The 26,626-nt window shown below is 43.4% G+C and carries 20 protein-coding genes; 9 read left to right on the plus strand and 11 right to left on the minus strand.

Annotated elements, in window-relative coordinates:
- Positions 1 to 325: 325 nt before the first annotated feature.
- From ACMCM8_RS15630 to ACMCM8_RS15660, 7 genes are read left to right on the plus strand one after another with little or no spacing between them, the layout of a single operon-like run.
- A complete protein-coding gene (locus ACMCM8_RS15630) occupies positions 326 to 565 on the plus strand; it encodes an HTH-like domain-containing protein (protein ID WP_412723512.1) in 240 nt (79 codons plus the stop codon).
- A 17-nt stretch (positions 566 to 582) separates the two neighbouring features.
- Positions 583 to 2,892 (plus strand): EcoAI/FtnUII family type I restriction enzme subunit R, encoded by a 2,310-nt coding sequence (hsdR, locus tag ACMCM8_RS15635; RefSeq protein ID WP_412723513.1) that lies wholly within the window; start codon positions 583 to 585, stop codon positions 2,890 to 2,892.
- 1 nt (position 2,893) lies between these two features.
- The gene (locus ACMCM8_RS15640; protein WP_412723514.1) at positions 2,894 to 4,669 is read left to right on the plus strand and encodes an AAA family ATPase; all 1,776 of its coding nucleotides are present in this window, start codon (positions 2,894 to 2,896) and stop codon (positions 4,667 to 4,669) included.
- Positions 4,670 to 4,672: 3 nt separating this feature from the next.
- Positions 4,673 to 6,175, plus strand: coding sequence for an N-6 DNA methylase (locus tag ACMCM8_RS15645; RefSeq protein ID WP_412723515.1), 1,503 nt, complete (start codon positions 4,673 to 4,675; stop codon positions 6,173 to 6,175).
- A gap of 2 nt (positions 6,176 to 6,177) precedes the next feature.
- A complete protein-coding gene (locus ACMCM8_RS15650) occupies positions 6,178 to 7,395 on the plus strand; it encodes a restriction endonuclease subunit S (protein ID WP_412723516.1) in 1,218 nt (405 codons plus the stop codon).
- 9 nt (positions 7,396 to 7,404) lie between these two features.
- The gene (locus ACMCM8_RS15655; protein WP_412723517.1) at positions 7,405 to 8,787 is read left to right on the plus strand and encodes a Shedu immune nuclease family protein; all 1,383 of its coding nucleotides are present in this window, start codon (positions 7,405 to 7,407) and stop codon (positions 8,785 to 8,787) included.
- Complete coding sequence (locus ACMCM8_RS15660; RefSeq protein ID WP_412723518.1) at positions 8,784 to 10,802, plus strand: ATP-binding protein; 2,019 nt, start codon at positions 8,784 to 8,786, stop codon at positions 10,800 to 10,802. The genes ACMCM8_RS15655 and ACMCM8_RS15660 overlap by 4 nt, the downstream gene beginning before the upstream one ends.
- A 128-nt stretch (positions 10,803 to 10,930) precedes the next feature.
- On the opposite strand, the gene glmS is transcribed toward ACMCM8_RS15660, so the two are convergent.
- From glmS to glmU, 4 genes are all read right to left on the minus strand, one after another.
- Positions 10,931 to 12,763 carry a glutamine--fructose-6-phosphate transaminase (isomerizing) gene (gene glmS, locus ACMCM8_RS15665; RefSeq protein WP_412723519.1) on the minus strand — a complete coding sequence of 611 codons (1,833 nt, stop codon included), beginning with the start codon at positions 12,761 to 12,763 and terminating at the stop codon, positions 10,931 to 10,933.
- Positions 12,764 to 12,765: 2 nt separating this feature from the next.
- On the minus strand, positions 12,766 to 13,551 hold the full coding sequence (locus ACMCM8_RS15670; RefSeq protein ID WP_412723520.1) for a DeoR/GlpR family DNA-binding transcription regulator: 786 nt from the start codon (positions 13,549 to 13,551) through the stop codon (positions 12,766 to 12,768).
- Positions 13,552 to 13,814: 263 nt separating this feature from the next.
- A complete protein-coding gene (locus tag ACMCM8_RS15675) occupies positions 13,815 to 14,840 on the minus strand; it encodes a Gfo/Idh/MocA family oxidoreductase (RefSeq protein WP_412723521.1) in 1,026 nt (341 codons plus the stop codon).
- A 156-nt stretch (positions 14,841 to 14,996) separates the two neighbouring features.
- Positions 14,997 to 16,358 carry a bifunctional UDP-N-acetylglucosamine diphosphorylase/glucosamine-1-phosphate N-acetyltransferase GlmU gene (gene glmU / locus ACMCM8_RS15680; protein WP_412723522.1) on the minus strand — a complete coding sequence of 454 codons (1,362 nt, stop codon included), beginning with the start codon at positions 16,356 to 16,358 and terminating at the stop codon, positions 14,997 to 14,999.
- A 220-nt stretch (positions 16,359 to 16,578) separates the two neighbouring features.
- Between glmU and ACMCM8_RS15685 the strand changes: the two genes are divergently transcribed.
- Positions 16,579 to 18,000 carry a diguanylate cyclase domain-containing protein gene (locus tag ACMCM8_RS15685; RefSeq protein ID WP_412723523.1) on the plus strand — a complete coding sequence of 474 codons (1,422 nt, stop codon included), beginning with the start codon at positions 16,579 to 16,581 and terminating at the stop codon, positions 17,998 to 18,000.
- 7 nt (positions 18,001 to 18,007) lie between these two features.
- On the opposite strand, the gene ACMCM8_RS15690 is transcribed toward ACMCM8_RS15685, so the two are convergent.
- Genes ACMCM8_RS15690 through ACMCM8_RS15700 form a run of 3 tightly spaced genes read right to left on the minus strand, consistent with a single transcriptional unit; the run spans position 18,008 to position 20,851 of the window.
- Positions 18,008 to 18,892 carry a DMT family transporter gene (locus ACMCM8_RS15690; RefSeq protein ID WP_412723524.1) on the minus strand — a complete coding sequence of 295 codons (885 nt, stop codon included), beginning with the start codon at positions 18,890 to 18,892 and terminating at the stop codon, positions 18,008 to 18,010.
- Positions 18,883 to 19,350: a methylated-DNA--[protein]-cysteine S-methyltransferase gene (locus ACMCM8_RS15695; RefSeq protein WP_412723525.1), complete on the minus strand. Its 468-nt coding sequence runs from the start codon at positions 19,348 to 19,350 to the stop codon at positions 18,883 to 18,885. The genes ACMCM8_RS15690 and ACMCM8_RS15695 overlap by 10 nt, the downstream gene beginning before the upstream one ends.
- A 49-nt stretch (positions 19,351 to 19,399) precedes the next feature.
- Positions 19,400 to 20,851 (minus strand): DNA-3-methyladenine glycosylase 2 family protein, encoded by a 1,452-nt coding sequence (locus ACMCM8_RS15700; protein ID WP_412723526.1) that lies wholly within the window; start codon positions 20,849 to 20,851, stop codon positions 19,400 to 19,402.
- A 216-nt stretch (positions 20,852 to 21,067) separates the two neighbouring features.
- On the opposite strand from ACMCM8_RS15700, the gene ACMCM8_RS15705 reads away from it, so the two are divergent.
- The gene (locus tag ACMCM8_RS15705; RefSeq protein ID WP_412723527.1) at positions 21,068 to 22,219 is read left to right on the plus strand and encodes a serine hydrolase domain-containing protein; all 1,152 of its coding nucleotides are present in this window, start codon (positions 21,068 to 21,070) and stop codon (positions 22,217 to 22,219) included.
- A gap of 77 nt (positions 22,220 to 22,296) precedes the next feature.
- Here the strand turns inward: ACMCM8_RS15705 and speA are convergent, their stop codons facing one another.
- The 4 genes from speA to ACMCM8_RS15725 all read right to left on the minus strand — a co-directional run bounded on the left by speA (position 22,297) and on the right by ACMCM8_RS15725 (position 26,625).
- Complete coding sequence (gene speA, locus ACMCM8_RS15710) at positions 22,297 to 24,207, minus strand: biosynthetic arginine decarboxylase (RefSeq protein WP_412723528.1); 1,911 nt, start codon at positions 24,205 to 24,207, stop codon at positions 22,297 to 22,299.
- A gap of 116 nt (positions 24,208 to 24,323) precedes the next feature.
- A complete protein-coding gene (locus ACMCM8_RS15715; protein WP_412723529.1) occupies positions 24,324 to 24,758 on the minus strand; it encodes an arginine decarboxylase in 435 nt (144 codons plus the stop codon).
- A gap of 185 nt (positions 24,759 to 24,943) precedes the next feature.
- A complete protein-coding gene (locus ACMCM8_RS15720; protein WP_412723530.1) occupies positions 24,944 to 26,332 on the minus strand; it encodes an NAD(P)(+) transhydrogenase (Re/Si-specific) subunit beta in 1,389 nt (462 codons plus the stop codon).
- 11 nt (positions 26,333 to 26,343) lie between these two features.
- Positions 26,344 to 26,625 (minus strand): NAD(P) transhydrogenase subunit alpha, encoded by a 282-nt coding sequence (locus ACMCM8_RS15725; RefSeq protein ID WP_412723531.1) that lies wholly within the window; start codon positions 26,623 to 26,625, stop codon positions 26,344 to 26,346.
- Position 26,626 lies beyond the last annotated feature (1 nt).

A 26,626-nucleotide genomic window follows, 5' to 3' on the forward strand; every position in this document is an offset into this window, starting at 1 on the left:
CTGTAAAACCAGACTCAATCCATGAATCTTTAGCAGTTTTTACGTGATCAAATTATAGCAAAACAAGGATCTAAATGGATCTGAAAAAAGTCGTTAACCACTTGAATTACAAAACATAATTATTGTTTTCATTAAAAACTCAGTATGTTAGAAGGTCAAAAAAATTTCAATTCATGATGAAATAACAACATATATGTTGTTGAGCTGCTAAAAACTAAGCTATTCGCGATCATAAAATAACCGCTATTGAGATCCTCTGAAGATAGTTTGCATATCATTGCTAAATTAGCTAATTTAGCTAAATGATAAAAACGAAGTCCTGATCATGTCTGAACAATCAATTTTTGAGCAAATTAAATTGGCACTCGCTGATGCACCACGGAATCAGTATACAGCTGAGTTACACCTGCAAATGATCAAATACGCTGATGAACTAAAGCACATCACTTCAAAAGAATTCTGTGAAGGTGTAGGGCTTAAACAAAGTTTAGGAACAGAGTTCAGCAAGATGCGTAACTTAACATCTAGGCTAAAGGCGGCTGGTCTTAATACGCAGCTTATTTAAGGAAATTGGAGAAGGGAATGGCATCAGAGGCAGATACAAGAGCAAATTACATTGACCCAGCGTTAAAAGCCGCTCATTGGCAACCTAACAATATCATTCGGGAGCACTACTTTACCGATGGCCGCAAGCTTGCTGGCGGTGTTCGTGGTCGTCGTTGTTTTGTCGATTATCTGCTGCACAAAGACAATCGTTACCTTGCGGTTGTTGAGGCCAAAAAAGAGTCGGAGCACCCAACCAAAGGCCTTCAACAAGCCATAGACTATGCCAAAAAGCTACTCGTTCGTTTTGTTTATTCAAGCAACGGTAAGCAAACGTATGAGTTCGACTTGGAAACAGGCAAAGGTGATTACATTGAGTTTTATCCAACTCCGCAAAAGCTTGAGAAACGCTATGTTGGCGTTAATTCTGATCTAGGCCAGCAACTTCGTGATGTACCCTTTCACTTAGAAGGCGCTATGCAGCCGCGTTATTACCAAGAATTAGCGGTCCATGCCGCCACAGATGCCATTGGTAAAGGTAAGCCACGAGTGCTGTTAACTCTTGCGACCGGCACAGGTAAAACCTTTATTGCCTTCCAAATAGTTCACAAGCTTTTCCAGTCGCGTTGGAACAGAGAATCTCCGGGTACACGAAGACCCAGAATTTTGTTTTTAGCAGATAGGAACATATTGGCCGACCAAGCGATTAACACTTTCAACCCCTATGAAAAAGACCACATCAAAATAAACGGTGAGGAGGTACGCAAGCGTGGTGGAGTCGTGCCAACCAATGCACACATATTTTTTGCTATTTACCAAGCTATTGCTGAACGTGAAAACATAGAGGGTTATTACAAAGCTTACCCAAGAGATTTTTTTGACCTAGTAATGATTGACGAGTGTCACCGTGGCAGCGCCAATGAAGCGGGTTCATGGCGAGCTATACTCGATCATTTTGGCAGTGCAGTGCACGTAGGTTTAACAGCAACACCGAAACGAGAAGCCAACGTTGATACCTATGATTACTTTGGAAAACCCGCATTTGAATACTCATTAAAAGACGGTATAAACGATGGTTTCCTAACGCCATATCGTGTTAAACGGGTACGCACCAATTTAGATGAGCTGGTGCTAACTAAAGATGATCAAGTGGTCGAAGGTGAGTCAGGGCAAGACGTCTATCAGGTGGAAGATTACGACAAGAAGATCATTGTTGATGAGCGCACAGAGCTCGTTGCAAAAGCCATTTTGGACAATATCAACCCATTAGAAAAAACCATCGTCTTTTGTGAAAACCAGAATCATGCACTCACTATGCGCGACATGATCAATAAACATAAAAAAGTTAAAGACCCACATTACTGCGTTCGAGTAACCAGTGATGAAGGCAAAATTGGCCGCGAGCTGTTAGAGAAGTTTCAGGATAACGACAAAGACATCCCCACTATTATTACCTCCTCGCAAATGCTCACTACTGGTGTTGATGCTCGTAACGTGCGAAATGTAGTCCTTGATAGAACCGTAGGCTCAATGGTGGAGTTCAAACAAATTGTAGGTCGAGGGACCCGTGTTTTTGATGGTAAGGACTACTTTACCATTGTCGATTTTCGAGGTGCCACCAACAAGTTTTACGATAAGGACTGGGATGGAGAGCCTGAAACACCAGAGCCCGGTGGAACTGGTGAGCCTAAACCACCTCCATATACTCCAGAACCACCTGGAGAAGGTCCACTACCCGGGCCAGGAGAGCCAAAGCCTCGACTAAAAGTGAAACTTGGGAAACATCGTGAGTTAAAAGTAATCGACGTTGAAACCCGTTATATTGATGAAAATGGTAAGCCACTCACTGTTCAAGAGTTTGTTGAACGCCTGATAAGTCAACTGCCGGGGCTGTTTAAATCGGTTGAAGAGCTAACCAAGATTTGGTCTGACCCAGATGAGCGCGAAACTTTGCTTAGTAAACTCGTGCAAGCCGGCTTCGACAAAGAGCAACTTACCACTCTACGGCGTATGTTCGAAGCTGAAGAGTGCGATATTTTCGATTTGTTGGCATTCTTAGCTTTTGAGCAGCCAATGGCCACACGCAAGGCGCGTGCTGATAACGTGCGTAAAAACAGTCAGTTTTTCAGCCAATACCAGCAAGAAAAAGCACAAAAATTCCTACATTTTGTGCTGAACCGCTACGAACAAACTGGCAGTTCCGAGCTTTCACGAGAGCGTTTACCTGCACTGATTGAATTATCAGGTTTAGGTACAATTAAAGATGCCTCTTCTGCTTTTGGCGGTAAACCTGCCTACTTGCTAACAGCCTTTAAACAATTACAACAACAGCTTTATCATGTGAATTAAAATGGAATTAACTTTAGAGCCCAATCCGCTACACGACCAGCCACAAACCTTACATATCAATAAAGTAGCTACTTTAATTGGTGAAAATGGTAGCGGTAAATCCAGTATCTTGCATTCAATTTTTAGAAAGCAGATTGAAGAACCTAGCGACGCGCTTCAGCTGATCTGTGCTACTTCAGGACAAAATGAAAACTTTTCTTCCTTTTTTGATCGAAGACTAACCTCTATACGATCAAGAAAAGATATAAATGACATTGATTTTTCTAGCCTTTTCTTTACTCAGAAAGACGTTCGATTTCTTGCCTTTCTCGCCTACACTTTCAAGAGGAACGGCTTAGTTTTTAATTTTGTTAACAACCACAAAGCATTCAAGGATCAAGTTTCAGTTAAATTGAGACTGAAAATATCTGTTCCTGATACTTACATAAAGAATGTACAACAAGACCAGATCGCTGAAGCTAAAGACTATGAACACCCGTCGATAAGAAAAAGACCTTTTAATCAGCGACTTGACGCCTTTCTTGAAAAGATAGAAACACTTCCTGACCTTGATGCACTGCTAGAAACAGGTAAAGGCTTAAAGTCAACCGAAGTAGAAGTAACTTATGAACAGTTTTTTGATGTTTTTGATGGTTCTAGAGTTGATGCCACTAAATTTCTAATTGAAGGCTCATACAACGAATATTTCTTTTCAGCTTCTGAAATTTTGCTTTACCTCACTGATAATATCGAATTTTCATTGCTCAGTGATGGTGAGTATCAGTTCCTATTCGTAGCGTCACTAATTGATCTTTTTGATAGCACTTCTTCTCTTTTCATGTTTGATGAAGTTGACTCACACCTGCACCATAAAAATGTTGAGCTGCTTTGGGACACATTAACTAAGACTAAAGGTAAAGTTATTACCACAACACATTTAGTGGACTCAATCGCTGAGAATGACTTTGACTCATTGTTTTTGGTTGAAAATGGCCAGATAAAAAATGACCACAAATCTCAAAAGCTATTAGAACGATTAAAAATCTTATCCAAAAGTAAAGTTATTGAATTAGAAATAGCTTCTAAGTTGAACAATATTTGCTTGATTGACTACTACAACGATTGGAAAATTTTTGAGCTATTAGTAAAGCAGAAAGGATTGAACTGGCTCCCTATATCTTCCATAAACCCTATTGCAAAGTCATCAGGTTATAATGCAGCTGGCGATAGTTTTGGTGCATCCAAAATAAAATGGGTTAATGAATTAAGAGATATGAAAGAGTTTCTCAGGGCATGTAAAGCTGAACAATACGGTAAAAAAACACCACTACATGCGCCTAAGACAACAAATATTTTCTTAGTTTGTGATCGGGATGAACTCCCAGAAGCTAACATTCACACAAACAGCGGCGTCAAAGTTGTTGGCGTTGATTACAACGAAAAACACAATTTAGGGATGCCTTGTCCTGAACAGTTAAATAGCTACTTACTAACTTGGAAGCGTCGTGAAATTAAAAATTATTTACTTTCACATACAGCGTTGTTGCACCAAGGTGTGTTAGAGCAGATCAACAATACAGAGCTATTAAGAACGCCATTCTATTTACAACCAAACAACCCAGGTGATAACGACGATATTCGCCGTTTGAACGTAAAAGGTGTCATCGACCCTCTGATCAATACCGAGGGTGTAGGGCTCGATATTGAAAAGCTCCAAGCCTATATCGACTTGATTCCGCCAGAAGAAATCAGCGAAGACATCACTAATATGTACAATTTTATTATCGGAAAACTATAAGCCATGTCATTACAACAAAAGATTGACCGAATTACCGACATACTGCGCCGTGACGATGGCATTAGCGGTGCAATGCACTATACCGAGCAAACATCATGGGTACTGTTCTTGAAGTTTTTGGATGATTACGAGTCTGAAAAAGAGGATGAGGCAGTACTGTCAGGTAAAGCTTATCAACCTGTATTGGATGAAGCACACCGTTGGTCAAATTGGGCCTGCCCCAAAAACGCCGATGGCCAGCTAGATATCAACAAAGTTCGGACAGGTGATGACCTTACTGAGTATGTTAATAACGAGTTATTTGCTTATCTAAAAGGCTTTGCTAATTCGGCTATCACAGGTTCAGGAGCAGACCCAAAGTCCTTTGCCTATAAAATTGGTGCTATTTTCCAATATTTAGATAACAAAGTTGCCTCTGGTCATACCTTGCGCGAAGTGTTGGATATTGTCGACACCCTGGACTTCCAATCTGAAGCTGAAATGTTTGAACTCTCGTTAGTCTATGAAGGCTTATTGCAAAATATGGGCGATGCAGGGGGCTATGCAGGCGAATTTTACACTCCGCGCCCCGTAGTGAAAGCAATGGTAAAGGTACTCAACCCTAGGCCTCTGGATAAGATTTATGATGCAGCAGCCGGCTCTTGTGGATTCTTAGTTGAAGCATTTGAATATAACAAGCCTAAAGAATTCAAGAAAAGAGCAGGAAGAGAACTAACAAGCGAAGAATATGACTTTCAACGTTTAGATGCATATTGGGGCTTTGAAAAGACCTCGTTGGCTTATGTGATGGGTATGATGAACATGATTCTGCATGGCATCGAATCGCCCAACCTATTCCGTGGAAATACCCTAACCCAGAATATTCGTGATATTCAAGAAAAAGACCGATACGACATTATTCTGGCTAACCCGCCGTTTGGCGGCAAAGAAAAGTCGCAAATTCAACAAAACTTTCCTATCCAGAGTAATGCGACTGAATTACTGTTTTTACAGCATTTTATGAAAACTCTTAAAAGTGGCGGTAAGGCAGCCATCGTAGTGCCAGAAGGTGTGCTGTTCCAAACCAACAGTGCGTTTAAACAAGTCAAACAAGAACTGCTCGAGAACTTTAACCTACATACCATTTTAAGCCTGCCTGCTGGGGTATTTTTACCATATTCGGGCGTTAAAACTAATGTGCTGTTTTTTGAGCGCAGCGGCGGCACCAGCGAGGTGTGGTACTACGAATGCGAACCAGAGCAAAAGCTCACCAAAAACAAACCTATTACCGATGACCACCTAAAAGAGTTTGTTGAGCTGTATAGCAGCCGCGAAACCACTGAACGTTCTTGGACAGTTTCAGCTAGTAAACTAGCTGAAGACTATGACCTATCAGCCAAAAACCCTGCTAAGCAAAAAGATGCCGAGCATATAGCACCCAGCGATATCCTCAAGCAGATTCGTACCAAGGAAAAATTGGTATCTGGATTGTTGGATGAAATTGAAAACCTGTTGGCGGAGAAATAAACATGGAGCAGGTTTTATATAAACTACCGGATGGGTGGGAGTGGCATTCAGTCAAGAAGCTTAGCCATAATATTCAGTATGGGCACACAGCTAAAGCAGAAAGTAACGGTAACGCAAAGTTCTTGCGCATTACTGATATTCAAGATGGAAAGATCGACTGGCAGGGGGTTCCAACCGTATCGCTAGAAGAAAAAGAAATCAGCAAGTACGCGTTGAATGATGATGACTTGATCTTTGCCCGTAGTGGTGCAACTGCGGGAAAATCGATTCTAATCAAGAATGCGCCAAAGGATGCTGTATTCGCATCTTACTTGATTAGAATTGTTCCAAACAAAAAGGAGATTATTCCAGAATATTTAAGTTATTTCTTCCTAACACCTGCTTATTGGGAGGTTGTTGGTCAGAATGCCGCAGGCGCAGCTCAGCCCAACATCAACGGCACAAAGCTTTCAGAGTTTATTGTACCAGTGGCTCCTCAAGGCGAACAAAAACGAATCGTTGAAAAGCTCGATGCAGTACTCACTCGTATTGACACCGCCATTGAACATTTGCAGGAAAGCGTCACACTGGCTGATGCGTTGTTTAAATCAACATTGAGTTCATTAGTTTGCGATGAATCTAAAACATATGAAAAGTTGTCGCTAGAAGAACTAGGCTCTTTTTCTGGTGGTGGCACTCCATCAAAAAGTAAATCTGAGTTTTGGAATGGAGAAATTCTCTGGGTTACGCCCAAGGACATGAAATCCCCAGTGATTACTGATTCCGAATTAAAAATAACGAAAGAAGGTGTCTCGGGTTCGTCAGCTAAATTTATTCCGCCTAGAAGCATATTAATTGTGGCTCGGAGTGGAATATTACGACACACCTTACCTGTCTGTATAAATGAAACTGAATGTACAGTAAACCAAGATATTAAAGTTTTCATTCCTAGCGAAAGAATAAGCTCTGAATATACACAACATATGTTGAAAGGTTATGAGTCGTTCATTTTGTCTGAATTGGTAAAAGGTGGCGTTACAGTTGAAAGCCTAAAATATAAAGACTTTCAGAATTTTAAGTTTCCTGTGCCGTCAGTAGAACAGCAAAAGAAAATAGTAGATGAGCTGTCTAAAATTAGTCAGTTAACCATTCCAGTAAAAGCTGAATTGGTTGATAAAATTGAACAATTGAAACAGTTAAAAGCATCGATTCTCGATTCAGCCTTTAAAGGCGAGCTCTAAGGAGGGAGTATGGCGAGGTTATTACCAGGGGATTTTACGCCTGAAGATTTGAATATTGATATCGAAGAAGTATTTCCGAACTGTACTGAGGTTTTTTACACACCAAGTATTAGTGATTTAAAGGATGCTGGATTAGATACTCAAGATTTAAGTCTGCACAAAAGAAAAATAGCCGAAGTTAGTGGTCAGGATCATTACATTTCTGTCTACCCCATATATACCTTGCCAACCCATCCGGGCTACCTAAAACAAAAGTATGATCAAATTAATGTTATCACCATAGAAATAGACATAGACACTGCTCCATATTCGAAAGAAGAAGTCATAGATGTATTACAGATGCTACCAGCAGGCTTCATCAAAGATATCCGATATGGCTTAGGGTTAACCAAAGAGTATCAAGCGATCATTTCCGCCATTGAGGACCATTCGAAGCATCAGTGTATCGTGATAGGCTCCGATGAAACAGGCGATTCAGAGTATGAGTATTTTCAGCTAAACATAAATGATTATGATGAAATGCGCCGCTCATGTAATCGCATTACCGAAAGAGCAAGGAAAGTGGCCCGAATAACTAAATCCGCAGCCTCATATAATCATCTTGCCTATCGATTAGGAGTGGAGCAAAAACCATTGCCTACCAATAACGACGCGATTAGCAAAATGCTTAGGATCAAAATAACGAATAGTGATAAGCAGGCTGCCATGAACATGGTGACAGAAGACAAGTCAGCGGTAAAACAAACTGACTCTGTGACCTTGGCTAAGTTAAAAAGTGATATCGAACTTGTATCACTTGAGCGACTGATTACTTCCTATGAAGAGCTGCTTGATAAAAGAACCAAAGAAGATACATGGCAAGAATTGTTTAATCAAAATCCATTTATTTTGAGCTTAGCTTTTGGTTACCCAGCAATAAAAATATCAGATCAAGCCAGTGTCGGTGGAAAGCGCTTGAGTGGTGACGGTGAAAAGATTACTGATTACCTAATAAAAAATGGAATGACAAATAACCTTGCGCTGATTGAAATTAAGAAACCGTCTTCGGCATTGTTGAACAAAACAGCCTATAGGGGTTCTGTTTACTGTGCATCAACAGAGCTAACAGGTTCAGTGACTCAAGTACTCGATCAGTGCTATCAACTTCAACAAAACATCGCCACAATAAAAAATAATAATCGACTGTATGATATAGAGTCTTATGCAGTGCATTGCATTTTAATTATTGGAAAACTGCCAGTGAATGACGACGAGATAAAGTCTTTCGAGATATATCGCCGTAATTCAAAAAACGTTCAAATTATTACCTTCGATGAGCTACTCCTCAAATTAAAACAATTACACGAGTTCCTCAGTAATAACAGCGATAGCGACAAGGACACTAGCTTATGAGCTTGCAAACAAATTTAAAAGGCCGTTTACGGAATACATCTTTGCCAAAAAGTCACGGTCTTATGCCAGTGTTCGAAGCTGTAGTGAATTCAATTCAATCTATTGAAGAAAAAGGGGAAACCACAAGTCGCAAGGTTACACTTCAGATTAACCGTTCACCGCAGAACAGCCTCGATCTAGATATAAAGTCTTTACCTCCTATAGTCGGTTTTACTATCGTTGATAATGGTTGTGGCTTTGATGAAGATAACTTCAGGTCTTTTGAGACGCTCGATTCAGATCACAAAATTGCTAAAGGGTGCCGTGGTGTTGGACGACTTATGTGGCTAAAAGTCTTTGATTTGGTTGAAGTAAAAAGTCACTTTTTAAGCGATGAAGGTGAGCTTAAACTACGAAAGTTCAACTTCGATGCAAAACTTGGTGTCCACCAAGAAACAGTATCGTCTGCGACCCAAAGCCATACTGGTACAAAGATAAAACTCGTTGGCTTTGATGACAGTTATCGAAAACAAGCTCCTATCAAAGGCGTATCCATCGCAAACCAGCTGCTTGAACACGTACTCTGGTATTTTGTACGTCAAGGCAGTGCACCGAATATACAGGTTGAGGACAATGGAGAAGTTTTTGACCTAGCTAAGCTATTAGAAGAACATATGCATTCAAGTGCATCCACTGAAACAATTAAAGTTCGTGAATACGCTTTCGAATTGACCCACATAAAATTTCGTGCGTCGGTTAACAAAAAACACCAATTGGCTCTTTGCGCTGCTAATAGACTTGTTAAAGAAGAATCTATTCAGGGCAAACTTCCTGGTTTATATGGGAAAATTTCAGATACTGCTGGTGACTTTATCTACACTTGCTATGTGTCGTCAGAATACCTAGATCAACATGTTCGAAGTGAGCGTACATCTTTTGATATAGCCGAAGATGTAGAAGGGATGCTAAACGATGTGAGCTTTAAAGATATTAGAGAAGCTGTCTTAGCTCGTGCAAAAGAATACTTAAAAGATGTATTAGCGGAAAACGTAAAATCTGGCCGAAAGCGAGTAGAGGACTTCATCAATAATCATGCCCCCCGTTACAGGCCTATTGCCAATTATATACCTGAAGACCTATTGGTTGTTGATCCCGATAAGTCAGATAAAGAGTTAGAGTTACATCTTCATGCACAATGGTACGAAGTAGAAAGCCAGTTAGTAAGTGACGGGCATGACATCATGAAACCTCACAATGAGGATCATATTGAAGAATATAAAGTGAAGCTTGGTGAATATCTGCAAAGAGCTGAAGACTTAAAGAAATCAGATTTAGCTAATTATGTCTCGCATCGAAAAGTCATTCTTGACTTGCTGCAAAAGTCTATTGAGCGTTTAGATAATGGAAAATATGCCCGTGAGGATTTGATTCACGAACTAATCATGCCAATGCGTAAAGATTCTGGTGAGGTTTTGCTGGATTCTTGCAATCTTTGGTTGATCGACGAACGTTTGGCATTCCACAACTATTTGGCTTCCGACAAAACATTCAAAGCGATGCCCATTACTGGTAATGACTCAACAAAGGAACCTGATTTACTTAGTCTAAGAGTGTTCGATAACCCTATTTTAGTTAACGATCAAACAAGTTTTCCTTTAGCTGCCATTACAGTAATAGAGATAAAGCGGCCAATGCGCAACGATATGCGAGAAGGTGAAGACAAAGATCCAATAGACCAAGCATTAAGTTACTTGGAAAAAGTTCGCGAGGGAAAAGTAACAACTAAATCAGGTCGCCCAATCCCTGGAAATAATGACATTCCTGGTTATTGCTACGTACTTTGTGACTTAACTGAGTCGATGCACAAGCGATGTCGCAGAGCAAACTTGAGGATTACTTCGGACGGAATGGGCTACTTTGGATATAACGAACCATCTCATGCTTACATTGAAGTTATAACTTTTGACCAACTCGTTAAGGCTGCAAAAGAGAGAAATAGAGCTTTCTTTGACAAACTAGGGCTGCCAACCAGCTAACTTGCATATAAAAAAGCAGGCCTTCAATTTGAGGCCTGCTTTCCAACTTTGTTTGTCACTTTCCATCTTTGTTTATAACTTTCCAACTTAGTTTGTATGTGACACTAAATACATTTTCCTTATTTTTATCACTCAACCGTGACTGACTTAGCCAGATTACGCGGCTGATCCACATCGGTCCCTTTAATAAGCGCCACATAATATGAGAGCAACTGTAACGGCAAGGTATAAATAATTGGTGCGATAGGTGCTTCACAGTGCGGAACATCTATTACCCGCATAGTGTCATCACCCGCAAACGCCGCATCTTTATCAGCAAATACGTACATGATGCCACCACGTGCTCGCACTTCTTCTACGTTAGATTTAAGCTTCTCGAGCAGTTCGTTGTTTGGCGCGACCACAATGACTGGCATTTCTTCGTCAATCAAGGCCAATGGACCGTGTTTTAGCTCGCCTGATGCATAAGCCTCAGCGTGAATATAGGAAATCTCCTTGAGCTTAAGCGCACCTTCCATCGCAATGGGATATTGATCGCCGCGACCTAAGAACAAACTGTGATGTTTATCCGCAAATTCTTCGGCTAGATCTTCGATACCCTGAGTAATGGTTAGCGTTTCTTCTAATTTTGCTGGCAAACTGTGAAGCGCAGACACAATCGCTGTATTGTCTTCGTCACTCATCCCATTTTCTTTGCCCAGTGCCAGTGTCAACATAAGGAAAGCGGTGAGTTGAGTCGTAAAGGCCTTGGTGGAAGCAACGCCAATTTCAGCGCCTGCTCGGGTCATAAAAGCTAGATCCGATTCTCGAACCAAAGAAGAGCCCGGTACATTGCAAATGGTCAGGCTCGCCATATAACCAAGTTCTTTGGCCAAACGCAGTGCGGCTAATGTATCTGCGGTTTCACCCGATTGTGAGATAGTAATAAGCAAACTATTTGGATGAACTACCGATTTGCGATAACGAAACTCTGAAGCAATTTCCACGTTACACGACACATTGGCATATTGCTCTAACCAATAACGCGCGGTCATTCCGGCGTGATAACTGGTACCGCAGGCAATAATTTGCACGTGTTTCACCTGACTAAAAATCGCATCCGCCCCTTCACCAAATACTCCATCAAGCAGGCCGTTTTCGTCAAGGCGGTTTTGCAAGGCATTCCTAACCACGGTAGGTTGTTCGTGAATTTCCTTCAGCATATAGTGGCGATAGCCCGCTTTGTCACCGGCGTCATGCTCGACGTTCGATTCAATAACTTCACGCTCTACTGGCACACCGCTCTTATCGAATATCTTTACTTCGCGACGTGTGATTTCGGCCACATCACCTTCTTCTAAGAAGATGAAACGGCGGGTGACCGGCAGCAACGCCATTTGGTCTGAGGCAATAAAATTCTCCCCAAGTCCAAGACCGATAACCAAAGGACTGCCCGAGCGCGCGACCACTACGCGACTGGGGTCATCTTTATCCATGATCACCGTCCCGTAGGCACCGTGAAAGGTCTTCACCGAATCTTGTACCGCTTGCAACAGGCTATGCCCCATCTTAAGTGCTTCGTGCACTGTATGCGCAATAGTTTCCGTGTCGGTGTCACTGGTAAAGGTATAACCCTGAGCCTGAAGTTGTGCTTTGAGGGCGACATAATTTTCAATAATACCGTTGTGTACAACGGCAACGCGCTCATTAGAAAAATGTGGGTGGGCGTTTTCCTCAGTAACACTGCCGTGTGTAGCCCAACGAGTATGGGCAATACCTGTAGTACCAAGTGCCTCTTGTTGCGCCACTGCATCAGCCAGTTCTTGAACTTTTCCAGTTCGACGAATACGGGTTAGCGTTCCGTTGTTCTGAAGTAATGCCACACCAGCGGAATCGTAACCGCGATATTCAAGACGTTTTAACCCCTCTAACAGGATCTCAACAACGTTACGTTCAGCGATTGCACCAACAATTCCACACATATTTACTCTCCACTAGATGAGGCAACATAAACTGCCACACCTTGTTCTTCTATTCTTTGTTTGTCTTGTTCACTAATACCTTGATCAGTGATCAATACGTTAATATCACGCCAGCCTAGCTCTAGGTTAGGCATCTTGTGTGAAAGCTTTTTGGCACTCGCCATAACAATCACTTTACTGGCTGCGTTAGCCATAGCCCTAGTCACACCCGTGAGCTCGTTGAACGTCGTTGTACCTCGCGCCACATCTATTCCAGCCGCCCCAATAAAAGCGATATCAAAACTATAGGCACTGATGAGTTTTTCAGCCATGGCGCCCTGAAATGACTGGGATTGCGCATCCCATGTGCCCCCAGTCATCAATACTGTGGGCTCGTTATTACATTGAGTCAGGAAGTTGGCGGAAGAGAGCGAATTAGTCATTACAACCAAATCGTTTATTGCCGATAAAAAAGGCAGTAATGAAGTGGTAGTAGTACCACAATCAATAACTAATTTGTGACCGGGACGAACAAATTCAGCTGCAATCCTGCCCATTGGGCTGGCGCAGGATGATTCATTCGCTCCCATGGGCATTACGTGCGATGAAGGAGAAGGTACAGCGGGGATAGCTCCACCGAATTGCCTGATAATTACCCCTTGTTCGGCCAACGCGCTGAGGTCTTTTCTTATCGTCACTTCAGAGGTATGGAAGTGGGCAGCAAGCGTTTCGACTTGCGTTTGCCCGTTAGCGTTAACCCACGCTACTATTTCATGACGTCTGCGTTCGACCGATTTACTGGTTTTCAATTAACAGGTGTTCCCTTGGTATAGTTGAGGTTATTTCTCTGCCGCAAGCCCGACACCGATGTAAATGCACTAATTAACCTTGTCACTTTTAATTAATCAGGCCGTTTCTTCAAGTAATTGAGGTTGAAAAAACACATCATAACTTTCAAAACGAAAGCAATTTATTACATTTCGTAAGCAGTGTAAGTTATTACGAAACACCTTTAAAGTCAATAACCGATGAATTGCCTGATAAACCCACTCGTTAGTTAGACACCAGCGACTTAGCTACAAAGCAAGGTCTGTTGTTGTTCGCTCGCGGCTATGGCCAGTTCCATCACTTTTATCACTGGCAGAACGCTAGCGGCGTCCACCGGCAATGGCTCGTTATCGATAATGGCGCAGGCCAGTTGTTCGAAAAAGCGAAGGTACTGGCCTTGCTGTGTAACAATGGTTTTGGCACCTTGCGTGTTGTGAAGCTCGCCGTGTTCACAGTCAGGCGTTCGCGCCCATAATGGGTCGTCTAGCGACAACCCGTCTCGTAATTGTGCCTCTTGGGGGTCGAGGTAAAATTTGCGATAGCTACCTTGAGTGCCCTGAAGATCAAACCGCAACGTTGGCCCTGCCTGAAACGCAGAACTACCCAATTTCACGATGTTGTTTGCATAGTGCAACGTCACGTCAAAGGTATCATCAGACTGCCCCCCCTCACGCAATGTTAGAATATCGGCGCTTACGGCGTCTGGGTAACCAAATAATTGCAACGCCTGATCAATTAAGTGGGGGCCCAAATCCCAAAATATACCGCTACCAACACCCGCATTTTCTCGCCATCCATTGCGAGGAGTGGGTCTGAAGCGATCAAAGCGACTTTCAACTCGCTTGATGTCGCCCAATTCACCTTCAGCAATAAGTTGCTTAATAGTGAGAAAATCTCCATCAAACCGTCGGTTGTGGTAAACACTCAGTTTTCTTTCTTGCTGACAAGCGGTTTGAATCAGTTGTACAGCATCCTCACTGCTTAGTGTAAAGGGTTTTTCCACTAAGACGTGACAACCGTTGTTGAGTGCTAACCCCGCCTGTGAGGCATGTAAATGATTAGGTGTGGTAATAATTGCCAGATCAAAGGCGCTGTCTGTCAATGCGTCGCTAAGGGAAGAATAAACCGTGGTCTCAGGCAGTACAGCTTTCACTGCATCGCGTTGGGAAGACACCACGCCTTTTACCGAAAAAGAAGAAGCGTGGGTGAGAAACGGTAGGTGAAAGGTTTTCGCTGAAAAACCGAATCCCACCAATAGTACAGATATCATGCATGCTCCTTGCTATTGCTAAGTGAAAAGCCCCATGGTTCATTGCTGGGGAGAATAGAACAAAGACATGCTAATGCGATAAAGCATGCCCTTGTTGAATGTGTAGCCTTTTATCACCTGCTAGGCATATGTAAAGGCTGCACTATGTGAAACGGTCTATGATTTCTTGGTAGGTCGTGGCCAATTGGCGATATTGCGCTGCTTGCCACGGCCAACGGCAAGTGCGTTGTCGTCTACGGCATTGGTGATCACTGATCCAGCCCCAACTGTGGCTCCTTTACCAATAGAGACTGGCGCCACTAATGATGAATTTGAACCGATAAACGCCGCTTCACCAATCTGTGTCTTGGACTTGTTTACACCGTCGTAATTACAGGTAATTGTACCCGCTCCGATATTAGCATTAGCGCCCACTTCAGCATCGCCTAAATAAGTCAGATGATTTGCTTTAGCGCCTTCGCCTAACACGGCTTTCTTCATTTCTACAAAATTGCCAACTTTTGCCTGCTTATGCATAACAGAGCCTGGGCGCAAACGCGCATAAGGCCCAACAGTACAATCTTCACTCACTTGCGCATCTTCAATTATCGAGTTGGCTTCAATCACTGTATTGTCACCAATTGCACAGTTGCGCAAGATACAGTTCGCACCTATAACAACGTTATCACCCAAGGTTACGGTGCCCTCAACTATGACGTTTATATCTATGATCACATCGGTGCCTGTGGTTAGCGTACCACGTAAGTCAAATCGCGCAGGGTCGGCTAGCGTGACGCCTTGTGTCATCAAATCCTGTGCTTGTCTACGCTGAAGTGCACGCTCAAGCTTTGCTAGTTGCACACGATTATTAATACCTTCGACTTCCACGGGTGTTTCCACCTGAGCGGATTGAATACACTTTCCTTCTGCTGCGGCCATACCGATAACATCGGTCAGGTAATATTCGCCTTGGGCATTGTTGTTTTGTAAGGCTTCAAGCCACCGTTTAAGATCGGCTCCCCGCATCATCATCATACCGGTATTGATCTCTTTGATTTGGCGCTGCGCTTCAGTGGCGTCTTTGTGCTCCACAATCGCCGTAATATTATCTGACTGCCTGACTATACGTCCCATACCCGTTGGGTCATCCAATACCACAGTAAGCAATGCTAAATCACAGTGTGCTTTAACTTCGCGCAGGGCAGTGAGGGTTTCTACGCGAATAAGTGGCGCATCTCCCACCAAAATAAGCACGTCATCGTCATCTTGAATATGAGGCGCTGCTTGTTGTACCGCATGACCTGTGCCTAGCTGCTCTTGTTGCAAGCACCAATTGAGGTTGTCTTCTTTAACTGTAGCTTGTAATTGCTCTGCTCCATGACCGTATACTAGGTGAATACTGTCAGCTCCCAATGTTTTTACGGTATCTATAATGCGTTGAACCATAGGCACACCGCCTATTTTGTGCAATACCTTAGGCAAAGATGATTTCATTCGGGTACCTTTACCCGCCGCCAAAATGACCACTGAGAGCGCCATACATTTCCTTTATTGAGAAAGAGATAAAAACACTTTCTAGTTTAACCAAGGTCAAAACAGATGTCAGTGGTTGATTTTGTCTCATTTACTTGCCTTACAACCTCCATTCCCTTGTCATTTAGTATAAAGTTAGTGCAAACACGCTAGTACATCATTTTTGCAGCAGGTATAATTCACAAAATCGGTAAGGTTCAGTCAGGCAAGGGAGCATGCGCAGTCTGTGAACGCATTTAGAACTCTACATAGAAGTATTCTGGTGTTATTTGCGGTAGTGGTGGTTGCTATCGTTACATTAGTTCACTTTAGCATTTCGAAGATTGTTGCTGAGCAAAGTCGAGCGCAACAACAGTCACTGTCGCCCGCAATTTCACTCATTGTTGAGCAAATTCTCAAGCCGCTACACATCTCTGAAGCACTAGGCCATTCCACCGAATTGGTCGACCTGATGGTGAAAGAACAGATAGATGAAGATGCTATTTTTAAAGCATTGGATCGCCTCGAAAGCGAATTTGGCTTGTCTTTCTTTATCGCCAGTGAGCATTCACGCAAGCAATACAATTCAGACGGCAGTATTATCAACCTTATTGAAGGCGAAGTGAGTTGGTACTTCAAATACCGCGATTATCCCGTTGATGCCGTAGCAGACATCGGCAAATGGGAAGATACCCATTTTTATATCGACATCAAAATCCACGATGAACAAGGGCGCTTTCTCGGCTTTTTCGGGGTAGGTAAAAGCTTGCAGAGCTTTGTCGAAATTTTCGATGTATACAAACAGGAATATGGTTACGATTTTCTTTTCGTCGATGGTGAAGGAGACATTATGCTGTCTTCAGATCCCACCCTTATTGCATCTTATTCTGAATTTACTAATTTGTCAGAACTCCCTTGGTACGCCACTTTGCCGTTGGCCATTCAAAACGAGCAAGCACTGAACAATAAATTAGTGACCATCGATCAAAAAGACTTTTTAATTGCTGAAGTCAAACTCAACCAATTTGACTGGACTGTCTTTCTGTTGAGTCCTCTTGAAGCACGCCAGGCAGAAATTTCTCAAGCCTTTATCTTCAGTGTGGTTACCTTGCTGGTGATCGTATTTTCTTTATTCCTGCTCATTTACAATTTGCTCTACTACTTCAGAAAAGATATGCAACCAGAGTTAATTGTTCGTCATGCCACTCGGCTACCGGAAAAAGACAATCTACAATTGATATACAAAAGTCTGTTAGCCGAACACAAATCGCTGAGCGTCATGCTTATCAGTATTGATGAATTGACCGAGATAGTGGACACCCACGGACGCAATATCGGTGACGATATACTTGATAAAGTGGTGGCCTATTTAGCTGACCACCTGCGGGAACAAGATATTTTAGGGAGGTGGAGCAGTGAGGAATTCATCGTGCTATTGCCCAACACTGGCCCTCATGTGGCTTTTGATATTGCGCAAAATATACGTCATGGTATTGCTACACTGCCACCGCCAAGCGACACCCCTGAACTTCAGATAACGGCCTCTATTGGCCTCTCATTCACGGCATCAACCCGTGCAATGCATGAAGTTACCGCCCATGCAGAGGATGCCCTTTATCAAGCTAAACGCGACGGCAGCAACCTGGTGCGAATGCAGCTAATTGAGTGAGCCACACTTAAGCGGTTTTAACTCTAAACCGCTTTTTGTTAAGTACACCCGTGGTGAGAGCCACGCCAAATAAAATCATTACTCCACCCAGAATGGTTTGCGCTGACAAATGCTCTTGCAGAAATAGCACGCCCCATACAATGCCAAATAGAGGGACTAAGTACGCCACGGTAATTGCTTTTGCCGGTCCAATATCAGCGATCAGTTTAAAGTAGAGTATATAAGCGATACCGGTGCCGCCTATGGCTAAAGCAATGGCATTTAACCAAGCGTGTGTACTTGGCATGGTGGCTGGCAAGGTAGCAAGTGCAAAAGGTGCAAGCATGATACTTGCCATGGCTTGACTGCCAGTAGCAACCACTAAGGGTTTAACACCTTGCAACCATTTTTTCATCATACTGGCGGCAATGCCGTAGCCCAACGTCGCCAGCAATGCAGTAAGAATGGGGAGAAAGCTAATATCGCCTTGCCCTATTTTTTGTTGGCTAATAACGGCCACGCCGACAAACCCGATGAATAATCCAACGACGGCTGATTTAGAAAGACGATCTCCTAACCACAACCATGCCACGATGGCGCCAAACATAGGCGCAGTTGCATTTAAAATAGCATTTACCCCTGCTTCTAGGTGAAGACTGCTGTAGTTAAACAAGACAAACGGTACGGCAGTATTGGCCATCCCCACCAATGCAATGGCTAACCAATGCCTTTTGATATCGCCAACTGAGCCAGTTAGCAATAATAGTGGAAGCAGAACCGCGGTGGCTAACAACGTGCGTATGGCAACCAGTACATAGATACCAAATTCAGGTGCAGCAACGCGCATGAAAATAAATGAACCACCCCAGATACCTGCCAATAGCAGCAGCGAAATAAGATCTTTTATTGCCATAGTACCCCTTGGGCTCCTTCTAAATTCAACAGGAATTGCTTCCTCTCTAGACCACCAGCGTAGCCCGTGAGGGTTCGGTTACTGCCTATTATACGATGACAGGGTACTACAATGGCAATGGGGTTTCGTCCGTTCGCACTGCCCACTGCTCGCACACTCTTTGGGTTCCCTATTGCAGTAGCGACATCTAAATAGCTGGCCGTTTGACCATAACCAATTTGCTGTAGTGCATGCCATACTTTCAGCTGAAACGCCGTTCCTTGCGCCGCAAGCGGCAAGTCGAATTGCCTCAGTTTTCTATCAAAATAAGCGGTCAATTGTGCACATGCTTCTTGGGTAAGCGCACTCGGCGAGGCTTCATCAATAGTGTCGACAAATCCAATCGCAGTGACCCCTCTTTCATTTGCGTTTACTTGGACTGTCCCTTGAGAAGTGGCTATGTGTTGAATATGTTCCATAAAATTTGACTCTCTTTAAATTCCAATACGCGCTTAATTCACCGGTTACTTATGCTGACTTATCACTTAGATGCCACAATTGAAGCGTCAAATAACTTCGCCAAGGCGCCGCGGATGAAGGGGTTAGGGGGTATTTTTCGGCGGTTTTACGTACGATAAGATCTCCACCAAGGTAAACGTCGGGATTTCTTTCACCCCGCATTTTTAAATAATCCACTGTCCAGGGCCCCACGCCTTTAATGGCTAACATATGCTCATGAGTGGGCCAATCATGTAGCCCGTCAACGTCCTTTTCAGCAAACAACTGGGCAAACTCTCTTAACGCTGCTTTCCGCGCCAGTGGCATGCGCAAAAAATGAAGATCACTGGACGCTATGGCCTTGGCTGTAGGAAACGCCCGAGAAATAGTGCTACTTTGTGGTGTAACGCTCTGCTCATCTTGAGAGGGTGTTGATAAATGTTCAACTAGTAACGAAACGTGTGCAACGGCCGCTTTTACACTGACTTGCTGTCCCAAAATAGCACGACAACCACTTTCAAATACGCTCCACGTACTCGGTAGTCGAATGCCCGGTGTTAGCGCTTCTTTGTTGAGACCAGACCTTAACAATCCCTGCTCAATCAGCACAGGATCAGCATTGAGATCCAGCATCGACCTGATGTTTTCCACTGTCTGATGCAAGTAGGTTAAATCGGACAATACTATTTCGGCGATAAACCCATGGCGTTTTACATCGTGCGTGACACGCATGTGGCCGCTAGCACCATTAAAGGCAAAAAACCGTTCATATGAATTTTCACTTACATTTTCCATGTGTTTAATGGCACGAGTAGCAAGGAACGCTCGAACGTATGGCCAATTATAAGGTGGTCGATAGGACAAAAATAGACGCAAGGTTTTGTGTTGCCCTCGTTGATGTTGTCTCAACTGAGACGGTGTCGCTGCACAATATTGCTCCATGGCCCGCTGCAAATGACGCAGCGACTGGTATCCTGCACTAAACGCCACTTCAGTCATAGACAAGCAAGTTTGTTGAATTAACTGCTTGGCAAATAACGCCCGATGCATATTTTGATATTGCTTGGGTGAAATTCCCAGTGCACTGGTAAACAGTTTATAGAGATAACGTTCACTGATCCCAAGCCGAGAAGCGATGGTCTCAATGTTCTGAACGGGAATAGCAGACAATAGCGACATACCACGGTGTACAGTGGCGTTAACACCGAGCCAGGCAGACGAACTTGGTGCACTATCAGGACGACAACGAAAGCAAGGCCTAAAACCATCTGACATCGCCTTAGCAGCTTGCGTGTAATACACCACATTTTCTTCTTTAGGTAGTTTTGCAGGACAAATAGGTCGACAGAAAATCCCTGTCGTTTTCACTGCCACAAAAAATTTACCGTCAAAACGCGCATCGCGACTCATTCTCGCGGCACTTAGAACAGTATCAGCTTGGCCCTTACTTTCAGCACTTTGATCCAATGATCCTGATATCACTGTTTGCCCTTATTCTGTCGATTACCTCACCGTAGTGACTAGTGTATATCGACATCACTCATCATGTGCGACAAAATCGGAACTCACTATGGGAAAAAGCGAAACCCCTACGACCTATTTGATCATTAGCCGCGCTATCCGCATAATATTAAAATAATAACAAATACCGCCTGCGCTTTTCTTAATATCAAAAGTACGGCCTAACGAGCTTAAAGTATGCTGAATATGCTGCGCACACTGATGCCGCACTTACTTTTCCTAACGCTGACGTTGCTTCTTGTATGCTGGCCACAACAGGTGACAGCAGACTGGCTGGACGATTACGCGAATTATGTACAAAGAGAAGCCGATAAATACAATGTACCCGGTTACGCCTTTGTATTCTACGAGCAAGGCAAAGCACCGCGGGTGTATGTTCACGGCAAAACCCGTAGAAAAAATGGTGCTAAAGTAGACGAAAATACAGTCTTTCGTCTCGCCTCAGTATCTAAGACGTTTACCGCCCTACTCTCAGCGAAATTGGTCGAGCAACACCAATTGTCGTGGAATACGCCGATAGAAACGCTATTACCGGACATCCCTTTTAAGGGTAATGAAAAGAATAAACTGGAGCTTCAACACATTGTTGGTCAATCCAGTGGCTATATGCCTAATGCTTATGACAACCTTATCGAAGCCGACTACTCTCTAGAGCGCGTATTAAAATCATTGGGCGAGCTAGAGCCTTTATGTAAACCGGGCGAATGCTACACCTATCAAAATGCGCTTTTTGGCGCCTTGGAATACTATTTTAGTAATCACAACACATCCTATTCTGCCCAATTGCAAACCCAGTTGTTTACGCCTTTAGGGATGCGTACTGCCAGTGTTGGTAAAGGTGGATTACTCGCATCTGAGTCATGGGCACACCCCCATATTGCCATTGCCCGGAATAAATGGCATGAAGGTAATGTGGAAAGCAATTATTACCGTTTTTCTCCCGCTGCGGGTGTAAACGCCAGTATTCGCGATATGACTATTTACCTTCAGGCATTGCTAGGTGAATTTCCCACCGTCATTTCAAAGGATATGGTTGAGTACGTGACCACCGAACGCGTTAGAACAAAACGGGAAACATATCGTCGCGGTTGGCGTGGAATGATCGACGATGCGCATTACGGGCTGGGTTGGCGCATATACGATTTAAAAGGAATAAAACTTAATTATCACGGTGGATGGGTAAAAGGCTATCGCGCAGATGTGGCGTTTTCCCCAGAACATAAAGTGGGCTATGTTATGTTGATGAATGCAGAGTCAAATATGATTAATTCCACTACTGCTGAGTTGTGGAAACGCTACTTAAAACAAACCGACGCTAATAAACTCTAAGACCTGTTGCTCTTTGCTGTGAGTATGTCCAGAAAAGAGCAACCGGTATTGCAAGGGCGACCCGCAATTTTTTTAAATTATTGCTTGAGGTACGTATAACCACTTAAGCAATTTTCATAGAAGTCCGTCCAACGTACTCCTTCACGTGGATTTAGCTTTCCATCCCACACTTGCTTGTCAATCAGTCGTTTAACGTCTGAAGCCATAGCGCGTGGGTTGTATTGCATTATGTTAAGTACATCTTCTACCGAAGACCCCTTCACCACTTCTTCTATGTAAAAGTCTTCCGGATCATCGTCATAGCTATAAATATGCACTTCATTTAAACGACCGAATAAATTGTGCATATCCCCCATTACGTCTTGATATGCGCCTGTTAAAAACAGACCGATGTAATAAGGCTCATCTTTTTTCAACGGATGCATAGGTAACACGTCGGTTATTTCACGCCCAATAGTGAATTGGTCGATTTTGCCATCACTGTCACAGGTAATATCAACCAACGAGCAATTTACTGTTGGCTCTTCATTCATGCGGGTAAGTGGCACAACAGGTAAAAGCTGATCAATCGCCCATGTATCTGCCGCAGACTGAAAAATAGAGAAGTTGCACAGGTACTGAGAAGACAAGCTGTAGTCCAGTTCTTGTAATTCTTCTGGAACGTATTCTTCGTTGCGATACCACGTCTGCAAACGACCCATTATTTGCCAATAAAGGGTTTCTATTTTACCGAGCTCTTCTAATGGCAACACCCGCAGTTTAAATGCGTCTAACGCCTGTTCTTTGTATTGAGAAGCATCGTTATACACTTCGTGCATATTGGTTTGTGCATCGAAGGTTTCCGCCAATTCACGCATATTTTTAAGAAAAATATGCTCCCCTTCTGTAGCAGACGTATCCATTTGCGAAGCATTGGATTTTATCTCACCGACTATCTCTGTGATAACACAACTGTGGTGGGCAGTGATAGCGCGGCCACTTTCGCTGACCAAATTCGGATGAGGAACCCCTTCCAAATCACACATTTCTTTCATCCCGTATACTACATCTGCAACGTACTCTTGCATGCTGTAGTTTCGAGAAGATTCATTAGTTGAGTTACTGCCATCGTAGTCAATACCAAGACCACCGCCAACATCCACGTAATCGAGTGCAAATCCCATTTTATGAAGGTCGGCATAAATACGCGCACCTTCAGTAACAGCCTCTTTTACCGCACGAATATCGGTCAGCTGACTGCCAATATGAAAGTGCAATAACTTCAGGCAATGGGCCATGCCCTGTTCTTCTAGATAGCGCGCAGCATTAATAATTTCGGTAATTGTCAGACCAAATTTAGCGCGCTCTCCACCCGAGCTTTCCCACTTGCCTCGACCTTTTACTGTCATTTTAGAGCGAACACCGATAATAGGCTCAATATCCAGCTCTTTGGAAATTTTCACCAACAACAGTAATTCTGTAAATTTCTCTACCACTACAACCACTCGTCGACCCAACTTTCTTCCCAGTAAGGCCAGACGCATCACTTCATCGTCTTTGTAACCATTGAGAATAGTTAATGACTCTTCGTTGGTATTCATTGCCAAAACGGTAAGCAGTTCCGCCTTTGAGCCAGCTTCCAATCCGTAATTAAACGGTTTGCCAGCATCGACAATTTCTTCAACCACTTCACGCATTTGGTTGACTTTTACCGGGTAGACACCTTGATATTCCCCTTTGTATTCGGCTTCTTCAATGGTGCTTCTGAATGTTTTGTTGAGGCCTGCAACTTGTGAGCGCAGAATGTCATGGAAGCGCACAACGACGGGAAATTGCACACCTTCTTTGCGGATATCATCAATTACCGAATTAAAGTCGATTTGGATACTTGGATCCTCTGGCACTGGGGTAATATGCACGTTGCCATTTTCACCAATTTTGAAATAGCCGCCACCCCATTGAGACACGCCATAGACGCGCTCTGCTTCTTCGATGCTCCAATCTGACAATTTATTCACCTATATTAAGTGGGCTAAGGCGCTGCTTAGCATAGTAGTTGCGAAAATAAGCAGCGTATTATAGACAACACTGCGCTCGATGCGATGTAAAATATCGATTGTCGCGACTAATTTTGTTTATCGACAGACTCATTTTCAACCCATGCTGTGATATGCGCTAATGCTTTGTTGTCTGTTTTGTCTGCGCAACTGGCAAGGAATTGGGAAACACTGTGTGTTCGCTCTAAAGGCGTTTTAGCTTCAAGACGCATTTTTTCCGCAACGTGATCAGCGTCAGTACCTTCGCATTCAAGCCATATCTCATATAACTGATTACGTCTATCTAGCTTAAATGGTGCTTTTATTTGATTAAATGTTTCTGACTTTGGAATTTGCCATGTACGCATATCGACCAGCAAAATAAATGGACGTCCTCGGCGGCGTTTGAGGTATTCCGACAGTGCTGCTAGATACTGTATGTTGGTTGACTCGCTCCACTCGCCGCGAAGGGTCACTAATATACAATTACTGACTTGCTCAATGTGATAAAGTGCCTTTGACATCTAAGGTACAGCCCCTCAACAAATAACAACGTTGGTTCACCCTCCCATACTAGTTGCGATGTGGCATAACTACAACAATCAAGCGCATTATAAGTACACAAAAGGAAGCATAAACGCTTCCTTTTAGACATTGTAGATTATCGCTTATTGGTCTTATACCGCATAAGCCCTCACTTGATGTAACGCTAATCGTCGCCAAACTCACGAATAATACTATTGATAGTATCTTTAGCGTCACCCAGCACCATTCGCGTATTCTCTTTAAAGAAAAGTGGGTTGTCGACGCCTGCAAATCCTGCATTCGCAGAGCGCTTAAGGACAAACACCGATTTTGCCCGATATGCCTCAATTACTGGCATGCCGTAAATAGGGCTACCTTTCATTTCCTTTGCAGCTGGATTTACCACGTCATTTGCACCAATGACAATAACCACATCATAGTTTTCCATACGTGGGTTTACATCATCCATTTCATATAGCTGATCATACGGAACGTCTGCTTCGGCTAGCAATACGTTCATGTGCCCGGGCATACGTCCTGCAACGGCGTGAATGGCATAATCTACCGTACAACCATTGTCTTCCAGTAGTGATTGAAGCTCACGCACAGCATGCTGAGCTTGCGCGACTGCCATGCCATAACCAGGCACAACCAACACGGCTTGCGCTGCTTCCAGCACATAAAAGGCGTCTTGTGCTGATAGTACCTTTATTTCACCTTCTATTTTCTCGCCAGCTTCTACAGGCTTTGCAAAGCCTGACAACAACACGTTCATCAGCGAACGGTTCATGGCCTTACACATGATATTGGTTAGGATTAGACCCGACGCACCGACAAGAAGACCTGTGACGATAAGGATAGTATTACCTGTGGCAAGTCCTGCTGCCGAAGCAGCAATTCCTGAATAACTGTTAAGCAGTGCAATCACGACTGGCATGTCCGCACCGCCTATAGAGATAGTTGCCCATAAACCAAAGCTTAGAGACAACGCGATAGCCAAGTAGATCCACAATGCATTAGAAGGGTCTGAAGTAAAGCAATAGCCAACGATTACCATTGCAACTAAGTGCAATACACTGAGCTCTCTAAGTCCGGTGAAAATTACGGCTTTTGAGCTCATTTTCCCTGACAATTTTCCCCAAGCGACCACCGAGCCTGAAAAGGTAATCCCCCCTACTAACACGGTGAAAAACAACGTGAGGAAGGTAAACACACCTTCAGTTTGCAATGCTAAAGGAGACATTCCAGCCAATGTCGCCCAACCCAATAGGAGAGAAGCGGCACCACCAAAGCCATTAAACAGAGAAACCATTTCCGGCATCGCGGTCATTTCTACAGTTTTCGCTTTCCACGCGCCAATTGCCCCACCTATAACAAATCCTAATAAAATATAGTGGTAACTAATAATTTGCTGATCAAGTAAGGTCACGACCACCGCGATCAACATACCCACTGCAGATATAAAATTTCCTTTTTTAGCGGTATCGGGATGGCTAAGTAATTTAAGTCCTATAATAAATAGTGCCGCGGCAACTACGTACGCAAGGTTGATTAAAGTTGCAATATCATTCACTTGCGCGCTCCTTATTTATTCTTTTTCTTGAACATGCCAAGCATGCGATCTGTTACGAGATAACCGCCCACAACGTTAATACTCGCAAGCGCTACGGCCGCTGTACCAAGTATGGTAGTGAGTAGATTATTATCACTTCCAGAGGCAACCAGAGCCCCCACCAGCGTAATACCAGAAATGGCATTAGAACCCGACATCAGCGGCGTATGTAGTGTTGCTGGCACTTTTCGAATAAGCTCAAAGCCTAAAAACGCCGCTAGAACGACAATGAATAGTAAATAGATAATGTCCATG

Origin of the sequence: Alteromonas sp. D210916BOD_24, from assembly GCF_047159385.1 — a bacterium.
Classification (GTDB): Bacteria; Pseudomonadota; Gammaproteobacteria; order Enterobacterales; family Alteromonadaceae; genus Alteromonas.